The organism is Curtobacterium sp. BRB10 (assembly GCF_031844325.1).
In the GTDB taxonomy this organism is placed as follows: domain Bacteria; phylum Actinomycetota; class Actinomycetes; order Actinomycetales; family Microbacteriaceae; genus Curtobacterium; species Curtobacterium poinsettiae_A.
In genome coordinates this window covers 350,342-369,985 of record NZ_JAUZVA010000004.1, presented here as the reverse complement: position 1 = coordinate 369,985, position 19,644 = coordinate 350,342, and the positions used below count along the sequence as shown (strand labels likewise).

Annotated in this window: 19 protein-coding genes; 2 read left to right on the top strand and 17 right to left on the bottom strand. The window is 70.2% G+C overall.

The genetic code is table 11. The annotated features are described in order from the left end of the window. Window positions 1-87: 87 nt before the first annotated feature. The 4 genes from hisH to Q9R26_RS11140 all read right to left on the bottom strand — a co-directional run bounded on the left by hisH (window position 88) and on the right by Q9R26_RS11140 (window position 2,870). Window positions 88-726, bottom strand: a complete 639-nt coding sequence (gene hisH / locus Q9R26_RS11155) for an imidazole glycerol phosphate synthase subunit HisH (RefSeq protein ID WP_110893151.1) — start codon at window positions 724-726, stop codon at window positions 88-90. Further along, window positions 723-1,325: an imidazoleglycerol-phosphate dehydratase HisB gene (gene hisB / locus Q9R26_RS11150; RefSeq protein WP_311227298.1), complete on the bottom strand. Its 603-nt coding sequence runs from the start codon at window positions 1,323-1,325 to the stop codon at window positions 723-725. Before hisB ends, hisH begins: the two co-directional genes overlap by 4 nt. After that, the gene (locus Q9R26_RS11145; RefSeq protein WP_311227297.1) at window positions 1,322-2,428 is read right to left on the bottom strand and encodes a histidinol-phosphate transaminase; all 1,107 of its coding nucleotides are present in this window, start codon (window positions 2,426-2,428) and stop codon (window positions 1,322-1,324) included. Before Q9R26_RS11145 ends, hisB begins: the two co-directional genes overlap by 4 nt. A 64-nt stretch (window positions 2,429-2,492) precedes the next feature. After that, the gene (locus Q9R26_RS11140; RefSeq protein ID WP_027464774.1) at window positions 2,493-2,870 is read right to left on the bottom strand and encodes a LysM peptidoglycan-binding domain-containing protein; all 378 of its coding nucleotides are present in this window, start codon (window positions 2,868-2,870) and stop codon (window positions 2,493-2,495) included. Between the two features lie 236 nt (window positions 2,871-3,106). On the opposite strand from Q9R26_RS11140, the gene lexA reads away from it, so the two are divergent. Next, window positions 3,107-3,751, top strand: coding sequence for a transcriptional repressor LexA (gene lexA, locus Q9R26_RS11135; protein WP_311227296.1), 645 nt, complete (start codon window positions 3,107-3,109; stop codon window positions 3,749-3,751). Between the two features lie 130 nt (window positions 3,752-3,881). On the opposite strand, the gene hflX is transcribed toward lexA, so the two are convergent. After that, window positions 3,882-5,423 (bottom strand): GTPase HflX, encoded by a 1,542-nt coding sequence (gene hflX / locus Q9R26_RS11130; RefSeq protein ID WP_182066685.1) that lies wholly within the window; start codon window positions 5,421-5,423, stop codon window positions 3,882-3,884. Between the two features lie 61 nt (window positions 5,424-5,484). Here hflX and Q9R26_RS11125 point away from each other — a divergent pair, with 61 nt between their 5' ends. Beyond that, the gene (locus tag Q9R26_RS11125) at window positions 5,485-6,096 is read left to right on the top strand and encodes a class I SAM-dependent methyltransferase (RefSeq protein WP_182066686.1); all 612 of its coding nucleotides are present in this window, start codon (window positions 5,485-5,487) and stop codon (window positions 6,094-6,096) included. A 164-nt stretch (window positions 6,097-6,260) separates the two neighbouring features. Here Q9R26_RS11125 and dapF read toward each other — a convergent pair whose 3' ends face one another. The 12 genes from dapF to dapA all read right to left on the bottom strand — a co-directional run bounded on the left by dapF (window position 6,261) and on the right by dapA (window position 19,567). After that, the gene (gene dapF, locus Q9R26_RS11120) at window positions 6,261-7,151 is read right to left on the bottom strand and encodes a diaminopimelate epimerase (RefSeq protein WP_259581144.1); all 891 of its coding nucleotides are present in this window, start codon (window positions 7,149-7,151) and stop codon (window positions 6,261-6,263) included. Then, a complete protein-coding gene (gene miaA / locus Q9R26_RS11115) occupies window positions 7,148-8,059 on the bottom strand; it encodes a tRNA (adenosine(37)-N6)-dimethylallyltransferase MiaA (protein WP_311227346.1) in 912 nt (303 codons plus the stop codon). Before miaA ends, dapF begins: the two co-directional genes overlap by 4 nt. A gap of 58 nt (window positions 8,060-8,117) precedes the next feature. Then, entirely contained in the window at window positions 8,118-9,614 is a 1,497-nt protein-coding gene (miaB, locus tag Q9R26_RS11110; RefSeq protein WP_311227295.1) for a tRNA (N6-isopentenyl adenosine(37)-C2)-methylthiotransferase MiaB, read from the bottom strand. A 26-nt stretch (window positions 9,615-9,640) separates the two neighbouring features. Continuing rightward, window positions 9,641-10,555 carry a regulatory protein RecX gene (locus Q9R26_RS11105; RefSeq protein ID WP_311227294.1) on the bottom strand — a complete coding sequence of 305 codons (915 nt, stop codon included), beginning with the start codon at window positions 10,553-10,555 and terminating at the stop codon, window positions 9,641-9,643. Further along, window positions 10,552-11,613 carry a recombinase RecA gene (gene recA / locus Q9R26_RS11100; RefSeq protein WP_214530699.1) on the bottom strand — a complete coding sequence of 354 codons (1,062 nt, stop codon included), beginning with the start codon at window positions 11,611-11,613 and terminating at the stop codon, window positions 10,552-10,554. Before recA ends, Q9R26_RS11105 begins: the two co-directional genes overlap by 4 nt. A gap of 272 nt (window positions 11,614-11,885) precedes the next feature. After that, the gene (locus Q9R26_RS11095; protein WP_182066689.1) at window positions 11,886-12,110 is read right to left on the bottom strand and encodes a DUF3046 domain-containing protein; all 225 of its coding nucleotides are present in this window, start codon (window positions 12,108-12,110) and stop codon (window positions 11,886-11,888) included. 86 nt (window positions 12,111-12,196) lie between these two features. Beyond that, window positions 12,197-12,505 (bottom strand): helix-turn-helix domain-containing protein, encoded by a 309-nt coding sequence (locus Q9R26_RS11090; protein WP_027464765.1) that lies wholly within the window; start codon window positions 12,503-12,505, stop codon window positions 12,197-12,199. A 154-nt stretch (window positions 12,506-12,659) separates the two neighbouring features. Further along, on the bottom strand, window positions 12,660-13,187 hold the full coding sequence (locus Q9R26_RS11085) for a nicotinamide-nucleotide amidohydrolase family protein (RefSeq protein ID WP_311227293.1): 528 nt from the start codon (window positions 13,185-13,187) through the stop codon (window positions 12,660-12,662). Then, the gene (gene pgsA / locus Q9R26_RS11080) at window positions 13,184-13,828 is read right to left on the bottom strand and encodes a CDP-diacylglycerol--glycerol-3-phosphate 3-phosphatidyltransferase (RefSeq protein ID WP_071405653.1); all 645 of its coding nucleotides are present in this window, start codon (window positions 13,826-13,828) and stop codon (window positions 13,184-13,186) included. Before pgsA ends, Q9R26_RS11085 begins: the two co-directional genes overlap by 4 nt. 5 nt (window positions 13,829-13,833) lie before the next feature. Further along, window positions 13,834-16,767 carry a DNA translocase FtsK gene (locus tag Q9R26_RS11075; protein WP_182066691.1) on the bottom strand — a complete coding sequence of 978 codons (2,934 nt, stop codon included), beginning with the start codon at window positions 16,765-16,767 and terminating at the stop codon, window positions 13,834-13,836. Between the two features lie 96 nt (window positions 16,768-16,863). Beyond that, entirely contained in the window at window positions 16,864-18,540 is a 1,677-nt protein-coding gene (locus tag Q9R26_RS11070; protein WP_182066692.1) for a ribonuclease J, read from the bottom strand. Window positions 18,541-18,589: 49 nt separating this feature from the next. After that, window positions 18,590-19,567: a 4-hydroxy-tetrahydrodipicolinate synthase gene (dapA, locus tag Q9R26_RS11065; RefSeq protein ID WP_182066693.1), complete on the bottom strand. Its 978-nt coding sequence runs from the start codon at window positions 19,565-19,567 to the stop codon at window positions 18,590-18,592. Between the last annotated feature and the right edge of the window lie 77 nt (window positions 19,568-19,644).

Sequence of the window (19,644 nt, the reverse complement as noted above, 5' to 3'; positions counted from 1 at the left end):
GTTTCGTTGCGGTGGAGAAGGGGCTGCGGACGGCCGGGAGGCCCGGTGCGCGTCCGGCACGGCCGTCGCGCGCGGCGCCGGCCGGGTTCAGAGCGAACGCACCCAGTTGGAGAGCAGGCGGATGCCCGGCTCGCCGGACTTCTCGGGGTGGAACTGCGTGGCGGTGAGCGGCCCGTTCTCGACCGCGGCGATGAACTTCTGCCCGTGCTCGGCCCAGGTCAGACGGGGCGCACGGAACGGCCCGTAGGCCTCGAGCGGGAAGTCGGTCACGCCGTAGGAGTGCACGAAGTAGAAACGCTCGTCGTGCAGCCCGTCGAACAGCACGGAGTCCTCCGGGGCCTGCACGGTGTTCCAGCCCATGTGCGGCAGCACCTCGGCCTGGATCTCCTGCACGGTGCCGGGCCACTGGCCGAGCCCTTCGACGTCGGCGCCACGCTCGATGCCCCGCGAGAACAGGACCTGCATGCCGACGCAGATGCCGAGCACAGGTCGCCCGCCGGCCAGGCGGTGGTCGACGATCTCGCCGCCCTGCACGCCCTCGAGCTGGTCGATCACGGCGGCGAACGCCCCGACACCGGGGACGAGCAGGCCGTCCGCCTTGAGCGCCGCCTGCTTGTCCGAGGTCAGCGTGACGTCAGCCCCGGCGCGCTCGAGCGCCTTGGCGGCGGAGTGGACGTTGCCCGATCCGTAGTCGAGGACGACGACGTTCGGCTTGGCGGCGGTCACAGGGCGCCCTTCGTGGAGGGGATGCCGTCGACGCGCGGGTCCGGTTCGACCGCCTTGCGCACGGCCCGGGCGAACGCCTTGAACTCGGCTTCGGCGATGTGGTGGGGGTCGCGGCCCTCGAGCACGCGGACGTGGACGGTGATGCCTGCGTTGAACGTGATCGCCTCGAACACGTGGCGGACCATCGAGCCGGTGAAGTGGCCACCGATCCGGTGGAACTCGAAGCCCGCGGGCTCGCCGGAGTGCACGAGGAACGGACGCCCGGAGACGTCGACGACGGCCTGGGCCAGCGCTTCGTCGAGCGGGACCAGGGCGTCGCCGTACCGGCCGATGCCGGAGCGGTCCCCGAGGGCCTGCTTGATCGCCTGCCCGAGCACGATGCCGGTGTCCTCGACCGTGTGGTGCACGTCGACGTCGGTGTCGCCCGTGGAGCGCACGCGCAGGTCGATCAGGGAGTGCTTGCTGAACGCGGTCAGCATGTGGTCGAAGAACGGGACGGAGGTCGAGATCGACGAAATCCCGGTGCCGTCCAGGTCGAGCTCGAGTTCGACACTCGATTCGCTCGTCGAACGGCTGATCGAAGCGGTGCGGGCGGTCATGCCTCAACCCTAACCGGCGACTGCTCGGCGGCGACCTGCCGCATGGCGTCGAGGAACGCGGTCGTCTCGGCCTCGGTCCCCGCACTCACCCGCAGGTGGTTCGGGATGCCGAGGTCGCGCACGATGACGTCGCGCTCGAGCAGCGCCTCGAACGCGGCGTGCGGGTCGGCGACACCACCGAACAGGACGAAGTTCGACCAGGTCTCGTAGGTGCGGTACCCCATGGCCTGGAGCTCGGTGACCATGCGGTCGCGCTGCCCCTTGATGTCGTCCACCATCGCCAGCATCTCGGGGGCGTGCCGGAGTGCCGCGATCGCCGCCGCCTGGGTGAGCGCGGACAGGTGGTACGGCAGCCGGACCAGCCGGACCGCGTCGACGACGGCGGGGTGCGCGGCCATGTACCCGACCCGGGCGCCCGCGAACGCGAACGCCTTGCTCATCGTGCGGGAGACCACGAGGCGCTCACGACCGGGCAGCAGCGTGAGGGCGCTCGGGGCATCGGACGGCATGAACTCGGCGTAGGCCTCGTCCACCATCACGATCCCGTCGGTGGCGTCGTAGGCGGCCGCGATGGTCTCGATCTCGAGCGGGGTGCCCGTCGGGTTGTTCGGCCCGCACAGGAACACGATGTCCGGCTGGTGCTCGCGGATGGCCGCGACGACGGTCTCGGGCGAGATGCGGAACGCGTCGTCCCGCTGGGCCGGGATCCACGTGGTGCCGGTACCCGACGCGAGGATCGAGTGCATGGAGTACGTGGGCGGGAACCCGAGCACCGAGCGACCGGGCCCACCGAACGCCTGGAGGAGCTGCTGCAACACCTCGTTCGACCCGTTGGCCGCCCAGAGCTGTTCGGCGGTCAGGTCGTGCCCGAGGTAGTCCGCGAGGGACTGCCGGAGCTCGGTGAACTCGCGGTCCGGGTACCGGTTGACCGTCAGCAGGGCCTGCCGGATCGACTCGACGATGTCGGCAGCGACGTCGTCCGGAACGGGATGCGTGTTCTCGTTGACGTTGAGCTGCACGCGGACGTGCTTCTGCGGAGCGCCGTACGGGCTCTGCCCGCGCAGGTCGTCTCGGATCGGGAGGTCTTCGAGCGTGAATGCCACCGATCCATCGTAGGCCGCAGCCACCGTGCGACGACCAGCCGTCCGGACGGCGCTGCCCGAGTGGCTACTCGCCGTCGGTGTACTTGGTGGGGATGGCGATCTCTTCGCCGGCCTGCAGCGCGGAGCCGTCGAGGGCGTTGAGGCTCACGACGTCCTGCACGAAGTCGCGCGGGTCCGAGTTCGGCGCCGTCTGCTCGGCGAGCTGCCAGAGCGTCTCGCCCGGCTGGATCGTCACGGTCTCGAACTGGGTGCGGGCGCCGCCGGCGGTGGCGTCACCGGCGGAAGCCTGCCCACCGTTCAGCACGCCGAGGGCGACGACGATGAGGAGCGGGAGCGCGGCGAGCGTCGTGAAGACGATGCGGCCGCGACGCGTCAGACGCAGGCGGGTACGCACGGCGGGCGCCGCGGTGCGCTGGATGTCAGCGATGGCGATGGTGCTCATGTCGTTGTTGCCTTCCCGTTCGGTGGAACCGAAGTCGTGTACCGAACATAGTTTCGAATCAGACGACGCACAAGTCCTGGGAGAGGATTTCTGCGGGGTTTTCTTGCGACGCGCTCGAACAGGTGTTTGTCCGGCCCTGGCTGGTCGGATACTGTTTCGATCGACTGGGACAAGCCTGACGGGGACCACCGACATTCCCGCCGCGGCCGGACCGGCACCGACGAAAGCGAGACGACGTGGTGGACGAACTGCGGGGCCAGAAGCCGCTGACGCCGAAGCAGCAGGCGATCCTCGACGCGATCCGTGCGTCGATCGCCTCACGGGGCTACCCGCCGAGCATGCGCGAGATCGGCGACGCCGCCGGGCTCTCCTCGCTCTCCAGCGTCTCCCACCAGCTCGGCCAGCTCGAGCTCGGGGGCTGGATCCGCCGCGACCCGAACCGCCCCCGTGCACTCGAGGTGCTGGTGGACGAGCCGGCGTCCGACGTCAGCGGCCCGGACATCGACGCCACCACGCTCGTGCCGCTCGTCGGCCGGATCGCCGCCGGTGTGCCGATCACCGCCGAGCAGCACGTCGACGAGATCATCCCGCTCCCCCGCCAGCTCGTCGGCACCGGCGAGCTCTTCATGCTCAAGGTCGTCGGTGAGTCGATGATCGACGCCGCGATCTGCGACGGCGACTGGGTCGTCGTCCGGTCGCAGCAGACCGCCGAGAACGGAGACATCGTCGCGGCCATGCTCGACGAGGAGGCGACGGTCAAGGTCTTCCGTCAGCGCGACGGTCACACGTGGCTGCTGCCGCGCAACTCCGCCTTCGAGCCGATCCTCGGCGACGCGGCCTCGGTGCTCGGCAAGGTCGTCGCCGTCCTCCGCTCCCTCTGACCTGCACGACGGAACGCCGCCGGGATCCGGCGGCGTTCCGTGTGTTCCGGAGCGTCCCGGCGACGTGACGACGTCGGCGGGCCGGTGACGGGCCTCCAGGCCGCGCAGCAGCGCCCGCCGGAGGCGACCCTCAGACGGTCGGGACCGGCGTGACCACGTAGGGCTCGAGTTCGGCGACCTGCCGCTGGAAGACGCGCACCCGCAGGCGCGTGCCGTCCTCGACGTAGTCGACGGACTCGACCGAACCGGTGTCGTGGAGCGACGACACCAGATCGCCGCGGTCGTACGGCACCACGATCGTCAGGTCGGCGTCGGGCTCCGGCAGGCGGTCCTCGATGACGCCGAGGAGCTCCGGGATGCCCTCGCCCGTGCGCGCCGACACGAACACCGCGTCCGGCACGAGCCCGATGAGCACCAGGCGCTGCGCGTCGTCGATCAGGTCTGCCTTGTTGAAGACGACGATCTCCGGGATGTCACCCGCACCGACGTCGCCGATGACCTCGCGCACGGTGGACAGCTGCGCCCCGGGGTCGGGGTGCGAGCCGTCGACCACGTGCACGATGACGTCGGCGTCGCCGACCTCTTCGAGGGTGGAGCGGAAGGCCTCGACGAGCTGGTGCGGCAGGTTGCGGACGAAGCCGACCGTGTCGACGAACGTGAACTCCCGGCCCTTGGCGCTCTCGGTCCGACGGACCGTGGCGTCCAGCGTCGCGAACAGCTGGTTCTGCACGAGCACACCCGCGCTCGTGAGCCTGTTCAACAGCGACGACTTGCCGGCGTTGGTGTAGCCCGCGATCGCGACGCTCGGCACCTCGTTGCGGTTGCGCTCGGCGCGCTTGGCCTCACGGGCCGGGGTGAACCCGGCGATCTGCCGGCGGAGCTTCGCCATCCGCGTGTGGATCTTGCGGCGGTCGAGCTCCATCTTCGTCTCACCGGGGCCACGAGAGCCCATACCAGCGCCTCCGGAGACCTGGCCACCGGCCTGCCGGGACATCGAGTCACCCCAACCGCGCAGTCGAGGCAGCAGGTACTGCAGCTGAGCGAGTTCGACCTGCGCCTTCCCCTCGCGGGTCTTCGCGTGCTGGCTGAAGATGTCGAGGATGACGGCCGTGCGGTCGATGACCTTCACCTTCACGACGTCCTCGAGCGCACGACGCTGCGAGGGTGCGAGTTCGGTGTCGGCGATGACCGTGTCGGCACCGGTGGCCTTGACGACCATCGCGAGCTCCTGGGCTTTGCCCTTGCCCAGGTAGGTTGCCGGGTCCGGGTTCGGCCGACGCTGGAGGAGCCCGTCGAGCACCACGGCGCCCGCGGTCTCGGCGAGTGCCGCGAGCTCGCGGAGGGAGTTCTCGGCGTCCGAGGCGTCGCCCTGGGGGTACACGCCGATCAGGACGACCTGCTCGAGCCGCAGCTGGCGGTACTCGACCTCGGTGACGTCCTCGAGTTCGGTGGAAAGGCCGGCGACACGGCGCAGCGCCGCACGGTCCTCACGGTCGTACTGGTCGCCGTCGCCGGTCCAGCTGCGGTCGTCGACCGACTGCGTCTGGATGGCCTGGGCGGGTGCGAAGATGGACGATGCTGCGCGGTGGTCTGCGTTGCGCAACACCCTCTCGACGACACCGTCTGCGCTGTCGTCGTTGGTCTGGTGGTTCTGCTGATGGGTATCCGTCATCCTGTGCACAGGCTACCTCCGGAGGCCCTCCGACACACTCGGTTGCCGGTACGGTTCATCCATGGCGAACGACCACTACTTCTCGGCCACTCCTTCGTCGGAGGTCCGCCAGCGCCAGGTGCACGTCACGCTCGCCGGTCAGCCCCTCACCCTGTCGACCGCGGCGGGCGTCTTCAGCCCCGACGGGATCGACCGCGGCACGAAGGTCCTGCTCGGCTCGGTGCCGGCACCCGCTGCCGACGGAGCACTGCTCGACATCGGCTGCGGCTGGGGGCCGATCGCGATCACGATGGCCCTGCAGTCCCCCGACGCCCACGTGTGGGGCGTCGACGTCAACGAGCGGGTGCTCGGGCTCGCGCGCGCCAACGCGGCTGCTGCGGGGGCGTCGAACGTCACGATCGCCCTGCCCGACGACGTGCCGGCTGACCTGCGCTTCCGCACGATCTGGTCGAACCCGCCGATCCGTGTCGGCAAGGACGAGCTGCACCAGATCCTGCTGACGTGGCTACCCCGGCTCGAGGTCGGGGGCGACGCCTGGCTCGTCGTGTCGAAGGACCTCGGGGGTGACTCGCTGCAGAAGTGGCTCGTCGGGTCGCTCGGCTCGGAGTTCGCGGTCACCCGGGAGTCGACGGCGAAGGGGTTCCGAGTCATCCGGGTGCGCCGCAGCGCGTAGGGCGCGTCCGCACTTCGTGTGCGTGCACCTCGTGTGCGTGCACTTCGTGTGCGTGCACTTCGTGAGCAGGAATGGTCGGGTCGCCGGGGCGCACCCGACCATTCCTGCTCACGAAGCACCGCGGAGCGAGCGACCGCGCGCCGCCGCTCCGCGACCACCCCGCGTCAGACCGTCAGGTCGCCCGAGAACACCAGCTCGGCGGGACCGGACAGCGACACGTGCTCGCCGTCCTCGGTCGCCGTCATCCGCACCGTCAGCAGCCCGCCCGGCACCCGCACGCGCCAGGTGTCCGGCGCCCCCGCGCCGACCCAGTAGCGCGTGGCGAGGGCGGCCGCGACTGCCCCGGTGCCGCACGAGAGCGTCTCCCCGCTCCCCCGTTCGTGCACCCGCATCGTGATCTCACCGACGCCGTCCTTGATGAGCGGATCGCCGGGCAGCACGAACTCGACGTTCGCGCCGTGGTCCGGTGCCGGATCGAGCACCGGCAGGAAGGTCAGGTCGAGGTCGGCCAGTTCGTCCTCGGTCTCGACGGCGACGACCACGTGCGGGTTGCCCACGTCGATGCCGATACCGGGCCGCGCACCGTCGAGGTTCTTGGCCCGCACGAGCACGTCGTCGGAGCCACCGCCCTCGATGCCCAGGCCCCAGCGGCCGAGGTCGGCGGCGAAGCCGTTCGTCGTGCGCTGGATGTCGACGAGCCCCTTGCGGCTGCCGACGGTGAGCGTCTCGCCGGGAGCGAGCTCGACCAGGCCGGACTCGGTCAGGTACCGGGCGAACACACGGATGCCGTTGCCGCACATCTCCGCGACCGTGCCGTCGGCGTTGTGGTAGTCCATGAACCACGTCGCCTCGGGCTCGACGGCGACGAGCGCACGCCCCTCGGGGATCGCCTCGGACCGCACGGCGCGGATCACGCCGTCGCCGCCCACGCCGAAGCGCCGGTCCGCGATGGCGCGGATCCGCTCGGGGGTCAGGTCGACGGTGGCGTCGGGGTCGGCGAACAGGACGAAGTCGTTGCCGGTCCCCTGGCCCTTGGTGAAGTGCAGCTCGGTCACGGCACGATCCTACGGGCCAGTTCCGACAGGTCGCCGCGGTCCGCCCCCGTGACGTCGAGCGTCTCGGCGCCGGCGTACCGGCGGAACCACGACACCTGCCGCCGGGCGTACTTCCGGGTCGCGATGCCGGTCGCCTCGACCGCCTGTTCGCGGGTGGCTGTGCCGGCGAGCACCTCGAGCGCCTGCGAGTACCCGATGGCGCCGCGCGCGGTCCTGCCCCGCTCGAGCCCCTGCTCGCGGAGCGCCGCGACCTCGTCGACGAGGCCCGCCTCGAACATCCGCGCCGCCCGCTCGTGCAGCGCCGACACGAGCTGCTCGCGGTCGCGCCGCAGGTGCAGGATCCGGGACGGTCGCCAGACGCGGGGCGCGGCCGGGAGGCTCGGGGTCACGACCTCGGATCGGCTCGCGATCTCGAGTGCACGGATCAACCGCCGTGGGTTGCGTGCGTCGATCGTCGCGGCGGCCGCCGGGTCGAGGGCGCGGAGTCGCTCGAGCAGGATGCCCGGGCCGAGCTCCTCGTGCTCGCGCTCGAGCTGCGCACGGAGCACGGGGTCGGTGCCCGGGAACGCCAGGTCGAACAGCACCGCGGAGACGTACAGGCCGCTGCCCCCGACGAGGACGGCCACACCACCGTCGGACTGGATGCGGACGACGTCGGCCCGGGCAGCGACCTGGTACGCGGCGACGCTCGCCTCGTCGGTGACGTCGAGGACGTCGAGCTGGTGGTGCGGGATGCCGTGCCGTTCGGCCGGGGGGAGCTTCGCGGTGCCGATGTCCATGCCCCGGTACAGCTGCATGGCGTCCGCGTTGATGATCTCCGCGGGGCGGCCGGCAGCACGCAGCCGCTCTGCGATCGCGATGCCCAGGTCGGACTTCCCGGTGCCCGTCGCCCCGACGACCGCGATCAAGTCCGCGGCGTCACCGGATGCGGGCGAGGCGGCGCTCGTCGGCGCAGCCCCGGGGAGTTCAGCGCCCGACACGGAGCGTGGGCAGCCCGAGCGAGACCGGTCGGGGCCCGTCACCCGCGGCGGCAGCGGGCGTGGGCACGCCGCAGCTCTCGGCCTGCGCGCGGTCCCAGGCGTCACCGGCCCGGGTGCGTCGGATACGCAGCGGACCGCCGTCGTCCGCGAGCAGGAAGTGTGGCGCAGCACGCGTGATGTCCACCGTCACGACGTCGCCCGGGCGTGGGACCTCGGACCCGGCGGGCACGGTGAAGTGCACGAGCCGGGAGTCCTCCGCGCGACCGGAGAGCCGGCGGGTGGCGTCGTCCTTGCGGCCCTCACCCGAGGAGACGAGCACCTCGACGCTCCGGCCGACCTGCAGCGCGTTCTCTTCCGCGGTGATGCGTTCCTGCAGGGCGACGAGGCGCTCGTAACGCTCCTGCACGACCTGCTTCGGCAGCTGGTCGTCCATCGTGGCCGCCGGTGTGCCCGGGCGGATCGAGTACTGGAACGTGAACGCCGAGGCGAACCGTGCCTGCTCGACGACGCGCAGGGTGTCCTCGAAGTCGGCGTCGGTCTCGCCGGGGAACCCGACGATGATGTCGGTGGAGATCGCCGCGTGCGGGATCTTCGCGCGGACGCGGTCGAGGATGCCGAGGAACCGCTCGCTGCGGTAGCTCCGGCGCATGGCCTTGAGGACCCGGTCGGAACCCGACTGCAGCGGCATGTGCAGCTGGGGCATCACGTTCGGGGTCTCGGCCATCGCGTCGATGACGTCGTCGGTGAAGGCCGCCGGGTGCGGGCTCGTGAAGCGGACACGCTCGAGCCCCTCGATGGCACCGGCGGCCCGGAGCAGCTTGCCGAACGCCTGTCGGTCCCCGAACTCGACCCCGTAGGAGTTCACGTTCTGCCCGAGCAGCGTGACCTCGATCGCGCCGTCGTCGACGAGCGCCTGGATCTCGGCCAGGACGTCACCGGGACGGCGGTCCTTCTCCTTGCCGCGGAGCGAGGGGACGATGCAGAACGTGCAGGTGTTGTTGCAGCCGACCGAGATCGAGACCCACCCGCTGTGCGTCGAGTCGCGCTTCGTGGGCAGCGTCGACGGGAAGACGTCGAGTGCCTCGAGGATCTCGATCTGCGCCTCGTCGTTGTGCCGCGCCCGCTCGAGCAGGGTCGGCAGTGACCCCATGTTGTGCGTGCCGAAGACGACGTCGACCCACGGCGCCTTCTCGAGGATGACGTTCTTGTCCTTCTGCGCGAGGCACCCGCCGACCGCGATCTGCATGCCGGGGTGCTCCCGCTTGATCCCCGCGAGCTGCCCGAGGTTGCCGTAGAGACGGTTGTCCGCGTTCTCGCGCACCGCGCAGGTGTTGATGACGACGACATCTGCCTGCTCGCCGTCCGCCGCGGTGTAGCCCGCGGCCTGCAGCGACCCGCTCAACCGCTCGGAGTCGTGCACGTTCATCTGACACCCGTAGGTGCGGACTTCGTAGGTGCGGGGGCGCGCTGCGACGGTGGCCATGGTCGTTCCAGTGTAGGTCGGAGCGACTACTCGAACCGTACGGTCCCGCGGCCGGAAGGCGGCCGTTTCCCGCCGCCGTCGAGCGCACGTGCAACAGCGATCCGGACGACGCCGGAGCTGTAGCCCTTGCGCATCAGGAAGCCGGACAGCCTGCGTTCCGCGGTGGCCCGGTCGAGCCCGCGCATCTGCGGTGCACGCTTGTCGGCGAGCTCCTGCGCACGGATGAACTCGTCGTCCTCGTCATCGGCGGCTTCGTCGAGGGCGGTGTCGATCGCCACCTGGTCGATGCCCCGGCGACGGAGCTCCGTCACGACACCCTGTCGACCGAGGCCCTTGCGGGCGTGCAGCCGATCGACCAGGTCGGTGGCGAGGGCGACGTCGTCGAGGAGCCCGACACGGGTCAACCGCTCGATCTCGTGCTCGACCACGTCGGGGTCGAGGTCCTGCTGCAGCAGCAGCGTCCGCATCTCGGACTCGCTCACGCCCTTGCGCCCGAGGGCACGCAGGCTGAGCCGTTCGGCGTCCGCGCGCTGTTCGTCGAGCGGACGGGGTGCGTCGGCCGGGTCGATCTCCTCGCCGCCGGCGATGGAGAACACCGACGCCGTGGTGGCGTCAGCCGTTTCGGAGTCGTAGCCGTCCTGCTCCGCACGGTTCGAGCGCCCGCTGCCGTCTCCGATGACGGGCGACACCCATGCTGCCGGCCCGCGGGCACCGTGCAGGGGCACCGGCGAATCGGCGTCGAACGGCACCGGGAATTCGTCCGCCCGGGCGTCGCCGGACTCGGGCAGCGCCCAGCCCTCGGCGTCCCGCGGTTCGTCCGGAGACACGGGCGGTGCAGGGATGACCGGCGTCACGGGGGTGACGGAAGCACGACGACGCGACCTCGCACCGAACAGGTCGGTGACCGGTGCGAGGCCGTCGTCGTCGTGGTCGGTGCTCACGCGCCCTTGCGCTCCGCGAGCTTCGGCGCGATCGACTCGACCGGGGCGTCCTCGGCCTTGGCACCACCGACGCCGAGCTTGGCGAGGATCTTGCCTTCGATCTCGGCGGCGATCTCCGGGTTCTGGATCAGGAAGGAACGCGAGTTCTCCTTGCCCTGCCCGAGCTGGTCGCCGTCGTACGTGTACCAGGCACCCGACTTCTTCACGATGCCGTGGTCGACACCGAAGTCGAGCAGCGAGCCTTCGCGCGAGATGCCGACGCCGTACAGGATGTCGAACTCCGCCTGCTTGAACGGCGGCGCCATCTTGTTCTTGACGACCTTGACACGCGTGCGGTTGCCCACCGCGTCGGTGCCGCTCTTGAGCGTCTCGATGCGACGGATGTCGAGGCGGACGGACGCGTAGAACTTCAGCGCCTTACCGCCCGAGGTGGTCTCCGGTGAACCGAAGAACACGCCGATCTTCTCGCGCAGCTGGTTGATGAAGATCATCGTGGTCTGCGTCTGGTTCAGGCCACCGGCGAGCTTTCGCAGGGCCTGCGACATGAGGCGGGCCTGCAGACCGACGTGCGAGTCGCCCATCTCGCCCTCGATCTCGGCGCGGGGCACGAGGGCAGCGACGGAGTCGATGACGATGAGGTCGATGGAACCAGAGCGGACCAGCATGTCCGCGATCTCGAGCGCCTGCTCGGCGGTGTCGGGCTGCGACACGAGGAGGGCGTCGATGTCGACGCCGAGCTTCTTGGCGTACTCGGGGTCGAGCGCGTGCTCGGCGTCGATGAAGGCCGCGATGCCACCGGCGCGCTGGGCGTTGGCGATGGCGTGGATGGTGAGGGTCGTCTTACCCGACGACTCCGGGCCGTAGATCTCGACGATCCGGCCGCGGGGCAGGCCACCGATGCCGAGCGCGACGTCCAGCGCCACCGACCCGGTCTGGATGACGTTGACGGGCGCGCGTTCGTCCGAACCGAGGCGCATGATCGCACCCTTGCCGAACTGCCTGTCGATCTGTGCGAGTGCGGTCTCGAGGGCCTTCTCGCGGTCTGCCGGTGATGGCATGGGGTGCTCCTTCGTGCTCGTGTTCGGCCGCCTGTAGGCTGTCGCGTCCACGCCGGCCGATGGTGCAAGGCCGATGGTTCTGCGACAAGGCTTCGGGCTGTTCCCGATGTCCATCAACCTATGGCGAGCCACCGACATCACTGCCGACGGTCACGCGATCTGTGGATGGAACACCCGGGCGACGCCGCTGTGGAGGAAGCTACCACCGATCGAACACGCGTTCGAGCAACACGCCGAACACAGTTTCGGGTACCCGGCCCCGCGGAACCGGCTCAGTCCCGGGGTTCGGCCAGGCCCTTGCCGTGCCGACGGTCCACCGGGACGTCCTGCGAGTCGCACAGGGCGTCCCACACGCGGCGGGCGTCGATCCCGGCCGCAAGGGCGTCCACGGCGGAGCGACCGCCGAGCCCCTCGAGCACGACGTCACGGGTGACCACGGAACCGTAGGCCTCTCCGAACACCTGGTCGACGGCTCGCCAGAACTCACTCACGCGCATCCGACCAGCCTAGGCGCGTGAGCGTGGGCCGGAACGCAGAACGCCCCCGCCAGGAAGGACCGGCGAGGGCGTTCGGTGCGATGCGCTCAGCGCACCGCGAGGTCGTTGTCGAACTCGGCGACGAGGTCGTCCGGGAGCGTGTCGGGGACGGGGGTCAGCCCCTCGACGATCGCGAGGCGGTCACCCACTTCACGCATGATGGTCGAGATGGGCGTGTCCAGCGCATCCGCGACGGACGCGAGGATCTCCGAGCTGGCTTCCTTCTGCCCGCGCTCGACCTCACTGAGGTACCCGAGCGCGACACTGGCCTTGGACGCGACCTGACGGAGGGTCCGGCCCTTCTGCAAGCGGAAGTCCCGGAGCACATCGCCGATTTCCTGACGAACGAGAACCATGAGAACTCCTCCTCTCTGTCGTCTCCGCGCCCGCTCGGTCCGGTGGATCGAGTTCGGGTTCAGCAACACTAGCGTTGCCGGTTGCAGCATGTTAGCCAGGCTGGCTGCCGTACTGCTGGAGATTTCGTGAGATGTAACCCAGTGGAAACGGGACCTATTCCCGGCCCCGGACCTCGGACGACATCCGTGCAAGGAGTTCGGAGACGGTGGCGTGCCGGATTGCTCCCCGGTCGCCGTCGAGGTGCAGCTCGAAGGCCTCGGCCCCCACGGCGGAGGCGATCCCCACGTACACGGTGCCGACGGGCTTGCCGTCCTGCGGATCCGGGCCGGCGACGCCCGTCGTGCTGATCCCCCACGTCGCGGGCTCCCCGTCGATCGACAGCGCGATCCGGACACCGGCGGCCATCTGCCGGGCGACCTCGGGGTGCACGGCGCCCTCGGCTTCGAGCAGCTCCGCCGAGACCCCGAGCACGGAGTGCTTCACGGGCGTCGCGTAGGCCACGACGCCGCCGCGGACGACGGCGCTCGCGCCCGGCACGTCGACGAGGGTGGCGACCACGAGGCCGCCGGTCAGCGACTCCGCCACGGCGAGCGTCTCGCCCCGCGCCGTCAGTTCGGCGATGAGTCCCGATGCGACCGGGACGGGAGGCGCGGCCTGCGTCGAGCGCTCGGGTCCGGTCATGCCGTGGTGCGGTTGTGCTTCCATGCCTGCCAGAGGTAGTCGATCCCGCTCAGGATCGTTGCCAGGAACGCGGCCGTCATCAGGATGCCGTTGACCCAGTGCGCCCAGTCGCCGACCAGGTTCCACCACGGGAACAGCGCGGCCGTCAGAGCGACGGCCTGCAGCACGGTCTTGATCTTGCCGCCGCGGCTGGCCGGGATCACCCGGTCGGAGAGCACCGCGAACCGGAAGACCGTGATGCCGATCTCGCGCACCATGATCAGCACGGTCACGTACCAGGGCAGCTCCTGCAGGATCGACAGCGCGACGAGAGCACCACCGATGAGCACCTTGTCCGCGATCGGGTCGACGAGCTTGCCGAAGTCCGTGACCAGGTTCTGCCGACGGGCGATGATGCCGTCGGCGCTGTCCGTGACGATCGCCACGACGAAGACGACCGCGGCCCAGATGCGCAGCGGGCCGTCGTTGCCGGCGTCGGTGAGCAGCAGGACGAAGAACAGCGGCGCCATGAGGATGCGCACCACCGTGATGATGTTCGCGACGTTCGCGGTCGACGCAGGGCCGGGGCCCTTGCGCAGGAGCCGCCCGCGCCACGGGAACCGTGCGCCGTGCGTGGTGTTCGTGCTGTCCGAGGCGGTCATCGCCGTCACTCCCTGCCCGTCAGTCCCCACGCGTCCTCATCGGGCTCGTCGTGGACTTCATCGTACCCGCGGGTCATGTCCCCGACGGGGTCGGCGCCGTACCGGTCACCGTCGCCGGACGGCGTCGGCGCCGGCGCTGCCGGAGCGGCCGCTGCGGGCGGCTCCTCGCCACGGAGCTTCGCGAGCACCGCGGGCAGCTGGTCGGCGGTCACCAGGACGTCGCGGGCCTTCGAGCCCTCGGACGGCCCGACGATGTCGCGCGACTCCATCAGGTCCATCAGGCGACCGGCCTTGGCGAAGCCGACGCGGAGCTTGCGCTGCAGCATCGACGTCGAGCCGAACTGGGTCGACACGACCTGCTCGACGGCCGCGAGCAGCAGTTCGAGGTCGTCGCCGATGTCGGCGTCGATCTCCTTGCGCTCGACCACGGCCTGGACGTCCTGGCGGTACTCGGGCTGCGCCTGCCGCGTGACGTGCTGGACGACCTCGGCGACCTCGCCCTCCTGCACCCAGGCACCCTGCACGCGGAGCGACTTGGACGAACCCATCGGCAGGAAGAGCGCGTCGCCCTGCCCGATGAGCTTGTCGGCGCCGGGCTGGTCGAGGATGACGCGGGAGTCCGTGACGCTCGTCACCGCGAAGGCGATGCGCGACGGCACGTTCGCCTTGATCAGCCCGGTGATGACGTCGACCGAGGGACGCTGCGTCGCGAGCACCAGGTGGATGCCGGCGGCACGGGCGAGCTGGGTGATCCGGACGATCGACTCCTCGACGTCGCGCGGCGCCACGAGCATGAGGTCGGCGAGCTCGTCGACGACGACGAGCAGGTACGGGTACGGCTTGAGCTTCCGCTCGCTGCCCGCTGGCAGGACGATCTCGTTGTTCTCGATCGCCTTGTTGAAGTCGTCGACGTGGCGGAAACCGAACGAGGCCAGGTCGTCGTACCGCATGTCCATCTCCTTCACGACCCACTGCAGCGCTTCGGCCGCCTTCTTCGGGTTCGTGATGATGGGCGTGATGAGGTGCGGGACACCGGCGTAGATCGAGAGCTCGACGCGCTTCGGGTCGACCAGGACCATGCGGACCTCGGACGGCTTCGCGCGCATCAGCAGCGACGTGATCATCGAGTTGATGAACACCGACTTGCCGGAACCGGTGGAGCCGGCGACGAGCAGGTGCGGCATCTTCGCGAGGTTCGCGACGACGAAGCCGCCCTCGACGTCCTTGCCGACGCCGATCGTCATCGGGTGCTTCGACTTGCGGGCGGCGTTCGAGCGTAGCACGTCGCCGAGCGAGACGATCTCGCGGTCGGTGTTCGGGATCTCGACGCCGATGGCGCTCTTGCCCGGGATCGGCGACAGGATGCGGACCTCGTTCGAGGCGACCGCGTACGACAGGTTCTTCGACAGGGCCGTGACGCGCTCGACCTTGACGCCGGGGCCGAGCTCGATCTCGTACCGGGTCACCGTCGGCCCGCGGGAGAACCCGGTGACCTTCGCGTCGACCTTGAACTCGGTGAGCACCCCGGTGATGGCGGCGACGATGTCGTCGTTCGCCTGGCTCCGCGCGACCGAGGGCGTCCCGGAGCTCAGCGTCGTGGCGGCGGGCAGTCGGTAGGGCTTCGACGGATCGTCGTCGGCACCGGCGGCGGCCGCGCTGAGCTCGGCGGCGGCGTCGATGTCCTCTGGCTCGTCGACGATCTCGGGCTCGGCCAGCACCTCGGGCACCGCGGGACGGATGTCGGCGGTCGGCTCCGGCCGCGCGGGGACGTCGGTGCCGAACGCGCGGAGGGCCTGCTCGGCGTCCTGCAGGTCCTGCTCGACGGAGTCGTTGAGGTTGACCGACGCGGGCTCGGCCGGCGTGAGGTCGACGAGCCCGGCGGCTGCACCGGCGTTCGGGCTCACGGCGGGCGCAGCGGGCACGACGGGCGCAGCTGGTGCGACCGCAGCGGCAGCCGGGGCGACCCCGGTGGCCGGGGGCAGCACGGGGCTGTCGTACGCCGGGTCCTCTTCGCGGCCGGACTTGTTCCGGCGCCACCACGGCACGTTGTCGCCCCCGGCCTCGGCGTCGGCAGCGGCCGGCTCGTCACCGAACCCGAGGTCGTCGAACAGCTGGAAGTCGGTGTCGCCCTTCTTGCCGCGCTTCGACGTGCGGGCGCGGGCGGCGGGCTCCGCCACGGCGGCGGCGTCGGCCTCGGGTTCTGCTGCGGGGGCCGGGGCGCCGAACAGGTAGGCGTAGAGCTCGTGCAGGCGTCGCCCGAGCTTGTTCGGCGGCGTCTTGGTGATGATGAAGAGCGAGAGCACGAGCAGCACGATCGCCACGGGGACGGCCACCCAGGCGGTCGCGATCGTCACGAGCCAGCCGATGACCACCCAGCCCAGCACCCCACCGGCGGCGGCCAGCGCGGGCATGCCGTCGGCCGCGCTCGGTCGGCCACCGAAGACGTGGCAGAGCGAGGCGATCGACACGATCAGGATGCCCAGGCCGATGCCGATCCGGGTGTTGTCGTGCACCGAGGCCGGGTGCCGGAACAGCCACCCGGCGAATACGATCATGATGACGGGCAGGGCGAACGCCAGACGTCCGAACAGCCCGCCGAACGTGTACGCGTCGAGTGCGACGGAGACGCTGTTGGTCGGGTTGAGCCACTCGACGACCCCGCCGGCGATGGCCAGCAGGAACAGCAGGAACGGGAACCCGTCGCGCCGCTGGTCCTTCTCGAGGGTCTCCTTGCCGAGCAGCCGGAACATCGCGCCGACGCCGTGCGCCATCGCGAGCCAGAAGGTCACGAGCGGGTTCTGCTCGCGGAACACCGGCGTGGGTGCGGCCTGCGGCAGCTTCTTCGTCGTGGCCTGGGTGCGCGACGAACCGCGCGTCCCGTTGCCACGGGACGACGTGGACGCGCGCGAGCGCGTGGTCGACTTGGTGCCTCCGGCCATGGGCAGAACCCTAACGCCCGCTCAGGACAAACGCAGGAAGGCCCGCCGCAGCGTCCGTGACGGACGCTGGACGGGCCTCCAGAGCGGGGACGAACCCTACGCCTCGATGACCACCGGGACGATCATCGGACGACGACGGTGCTTCGTGTTCACCCAGCGGCCGACGGTGCGACGGACGACCTGCGCGAAGGCGTGCGAGTCGCGCGTGCCGTTCGCGGCAGCCTCGGAGATCGCCTTGGCGATCTGCGGGCGGACGTCGTCGAACACGGAGTCGTCCTCGGCGAAGCCGCGCGACTGGATCTCCGGACCGATCACGCACTGCCCGGTGGTGAAGTCCACCGCACAGAAGATCGAGATGAAGCCCTCTTCCGACAGGACGCGGCGGTCCTTCAGGTCCGCGTCGGTGATCTCGCCGACGGTGGAGCCGTCGACGTAGACGTAGCCGATGTCGAGCTGGCCGGCGACCGTCGCGACGCCGTCCTTCAGGTCGACGACGATGCCGTCCTGCCCGAGGATCACGTTGCGCGGCGGGACACCCGTCTGGATCGCCAGGTCGGCGTTCGCGTACAGGTGGCGGTGCTCGCCGTGGACGGGGAGCACGTTGCGCGGCCGCAGGATGTTGTAGCAGTAGAGCAGCTCGCCGGCAGAAGCGTGTCCGGAAACGTGCACCTTCGCGTTGCCCTTGTGCACGACCTTCGCGCCGAGCTTGGTCAGCCCGTCGATGACGCGGTACACGGCGTTCTCGTTGCCCGGGATGAGCGAGGACGCGAGGATGACGGTGTCGCCCTCGCCGATCTCGATCTGGTGCTCGAGGTTCGCCATGCGGGCCAGGACGGCCATCGGCTCGCCCTGCGACCCGGTCGACATGTAGACGATCTGGTCGTCGGGGACGTTCTTCGCCTTCTTCGTGTCGATGAGCACGTTCTCCGGCACCCGCAGGTACCCGAGGTCGGCGGCGATCGTCATGTTGCGGATCATCGAGCGCCCCATGAACGCGACCTTGCGGTTCGCTGCCGCGGCGGCGTCGAGGACCTGCTGCACGCGGTGCACGTGCGACGAGAAGCTCGCGACGACGACCTTCTTGCGGGCGCGCATGATGATGTTCTCGAGCACCGGGCCGATGTCGCGCTCCGGAGCGGTGAAGCCCGGCACGTCGGCGTTCGTGGAGTCCGGCAGGAACAGGTCCACGCCGGCCTCGCCGAGACGGGCGAACGCACGGAGGTCGGTGATGCGGTCGTCCAGCGGGAGCTGGTCCATCTTGAAGTCACCCGTGTGCAGCACCCGACCGGCGGGGGTCGTGATCGCGACGGCCAGGGCGTCCGGGATGGAGTGGTTCACGGCGACGAACTCGAGGTGGAACGGGCCGATCTGCTCGGTCTGGTCCTCGGCCACGACGAGCGTGTACGGCTTGATCCGGTGTTCCTTGAGCTTCGCCTCGACGAGCGCGAGGGTCAGCGTGGAGCCGATCAGCGGGATGTCGTCGCGGAGCTTGAGCAGGTACGGGACGGCGCCGATGTGGTCCTCGTGGCCGTGCGTGAGCACGACACCGAGGACGTCGTCGAGGCGGTCACGGATCGGCGAGAAGTCCGGCAGGATCAGGTCGACACCGGGCTGGTGCTCCTCGGGGAACAGCACGCCGGCGTCGACGATGAGCAGCTTGCCCTCGTACTCGTAGACGGTCATGTTGCGACCGATCTCGCCGAGGCCCCCGATGGGGACGACGCGGAGGGTGCCGGCTTCGAGCGGCTGCGGTTCGGAGACTTGTGTGGGCATTCGGTCCTACGGATTCGGGCGACGCGCGTGCTGCGCGCCGCGGTGTTCGCTAGCGGGTGGTGCCTGGCACCTTCGGTAGTGCACCGCCGGCCGCCGCGTTGCGGTCGGGGCGGAAGTTCGAGAAGTCGGCGCCGGGCACGTCGCGCACGGCTTCGAGGGAGGTCTCGATGGCGTACGCCTCGGAGTCCTCCGGGCCGACGAGCGGCAGTCGGACGCGCGGACTGCCGATGCGGCCGAGTCCGTGCAGGATGTACTTCGCGGCCACGGTACCGGGAACGTGCGTCATCACGGCGCGGACGAGCGGCTCGAGTCGCTTGTGCTCAGCCGTCGCGGTCGCCAGGTCGCCCCGGTTCACGGCGTCGACGATGGTGCGGTACGGCGCGCTCGTGATGTTCGCGGTCACGCCGATCAGGCCGGTGGCGCCGATCGACAGGTGCGGGAGCACGTTCGTGTCGTCGCCGGAGAAGTACATGAGGTCGGTGTTGTTCAGCACCCGCGAGACCTCGGCGAAGTCGCCCTTGGCGTCCTTCACGGCGAGGATGTTCGGGTGCTTCGACGCACGCAGGATCGTGTCGTACGTGATCGGGATGCCGGTGCGGCCCGGGATGTCGTACAGGATCACCGGCAGGTCGGTGGCGTCCGCGATCATCCGGAAGTGGGTGAGGACACCCGACTGCGTCGGCTTGTTGTAGTACGGCGTGACGATCATCACGCCGTCCGCGCCGGCCTGCTCGCTCTGCTTGTACAGGTGGATCGCGTGTGCGGTCTCGTTCGAGCCACCGCCCGTGATGATCTTCGCGCGGCCGGCCGCGACGGACTTGCCGACCTCGACCAGACGGAGCTTCTCCGGGTCGGTCAGCGTCGACGTCTCGCCGGTCGTGCCGGTGACGACGATGCCGTCGGCGCCGGCGGTGATGCAGTCGTCGATGTGCTGCTCGACGCCGGGCCAGTCGACCTCGCCGTCGGCCGTGAACGGGGTCACGAGGGCGACGAGGACCTGACCGAAGGGATTCTCACGCGGGGACACGGGCACCAGCGTACCGGGGATGCGCGCGAGGACCGCCGTCCGTGTGGACGGTGGACCGCCTGCGGCGCGACCGGGAG

Coding starts and splice junctions, on each gene's coding strand:
- hisB (WP_311227298.1), bottom strand. CDS start 1,325: ATGACCGCCCGCACCGCTTCGATCAGCCGTTCGACGAGCGAATCGAGT.
- Q9R26_RS11140 (WP_027464774.1), bottom strand. CDS start 2,870: ATGAGCACCATCGCCATCGCTGACATCCAGCGCACCGCGGCGCCCGCC.
- hflX (WP_182066685.1), bottom strand. CDS start 5,423: ATGACGGATACCCATCAGCAGAACCACCAGACCAACGACGACAGCGCA.
- Q9R26_RS11125 (WP_182066686.1), top strand. CDS start 5,485: ATGGCGAACGACCACTACTTCTCGGCCACTCCTTCGTCGGAGGTCCGC.
- miaB (WP_311227295.1), bottom strand. CDS start 9,614: ATGGCCACCGTCGCAGCGCGCCCCCGCACCTACGAAGTCCGCACCTAC.
- recA (WP_214530699.1), bottom strand. CDS start 11,613: ATGCCATCACCGGCAGACCGCGAGAAGGCCCTCGAGACCGCACTCGCA.
- Q9R26_RS11095 (WP_182066689.1), bottom strand. CDS start 12,110: ATGCGCGTGAGTGAGTTCTGGCGAGCCGTCGACCAGGTGTTCGGAGAG.
- Q9R26_RS11090 (WP_027464765.1), bottom strand. CDS start 12,505: ATGGTTCTCGTTCGTCAGGAAATCGGCGATGTGCTCCGGGACTTCCGC.
- Q9R26_RS11085 (WP_311227293.1), bottom strand. CDS start 13,187: ATGACCGGACCCGAGCGCTCGACGCAGGCCGCGCCTCCCGTCCCGGTC.
- pgsA (WP_071405653.1), bottom strand. CDS start 13,828: ATGACCGCCTCGGACAGCACGAACACCACGCACGGCGCACGGTTCCCG.
- Q9R26_RS11075 (WP_182066691.1), bottom strand. CDS start 16,767: ATGGCCGGAGGCACCAAGTCGACCACGCGCTCGCGCGCGTCCACGTCG.
- Q9R26_RS11070 (WP_182066692.1), bottom strand. CDS start 18,540: ATGCCCACACAAGTCTCCGAACCGCAGCCGCTCGAAGCCGGCACCCTC.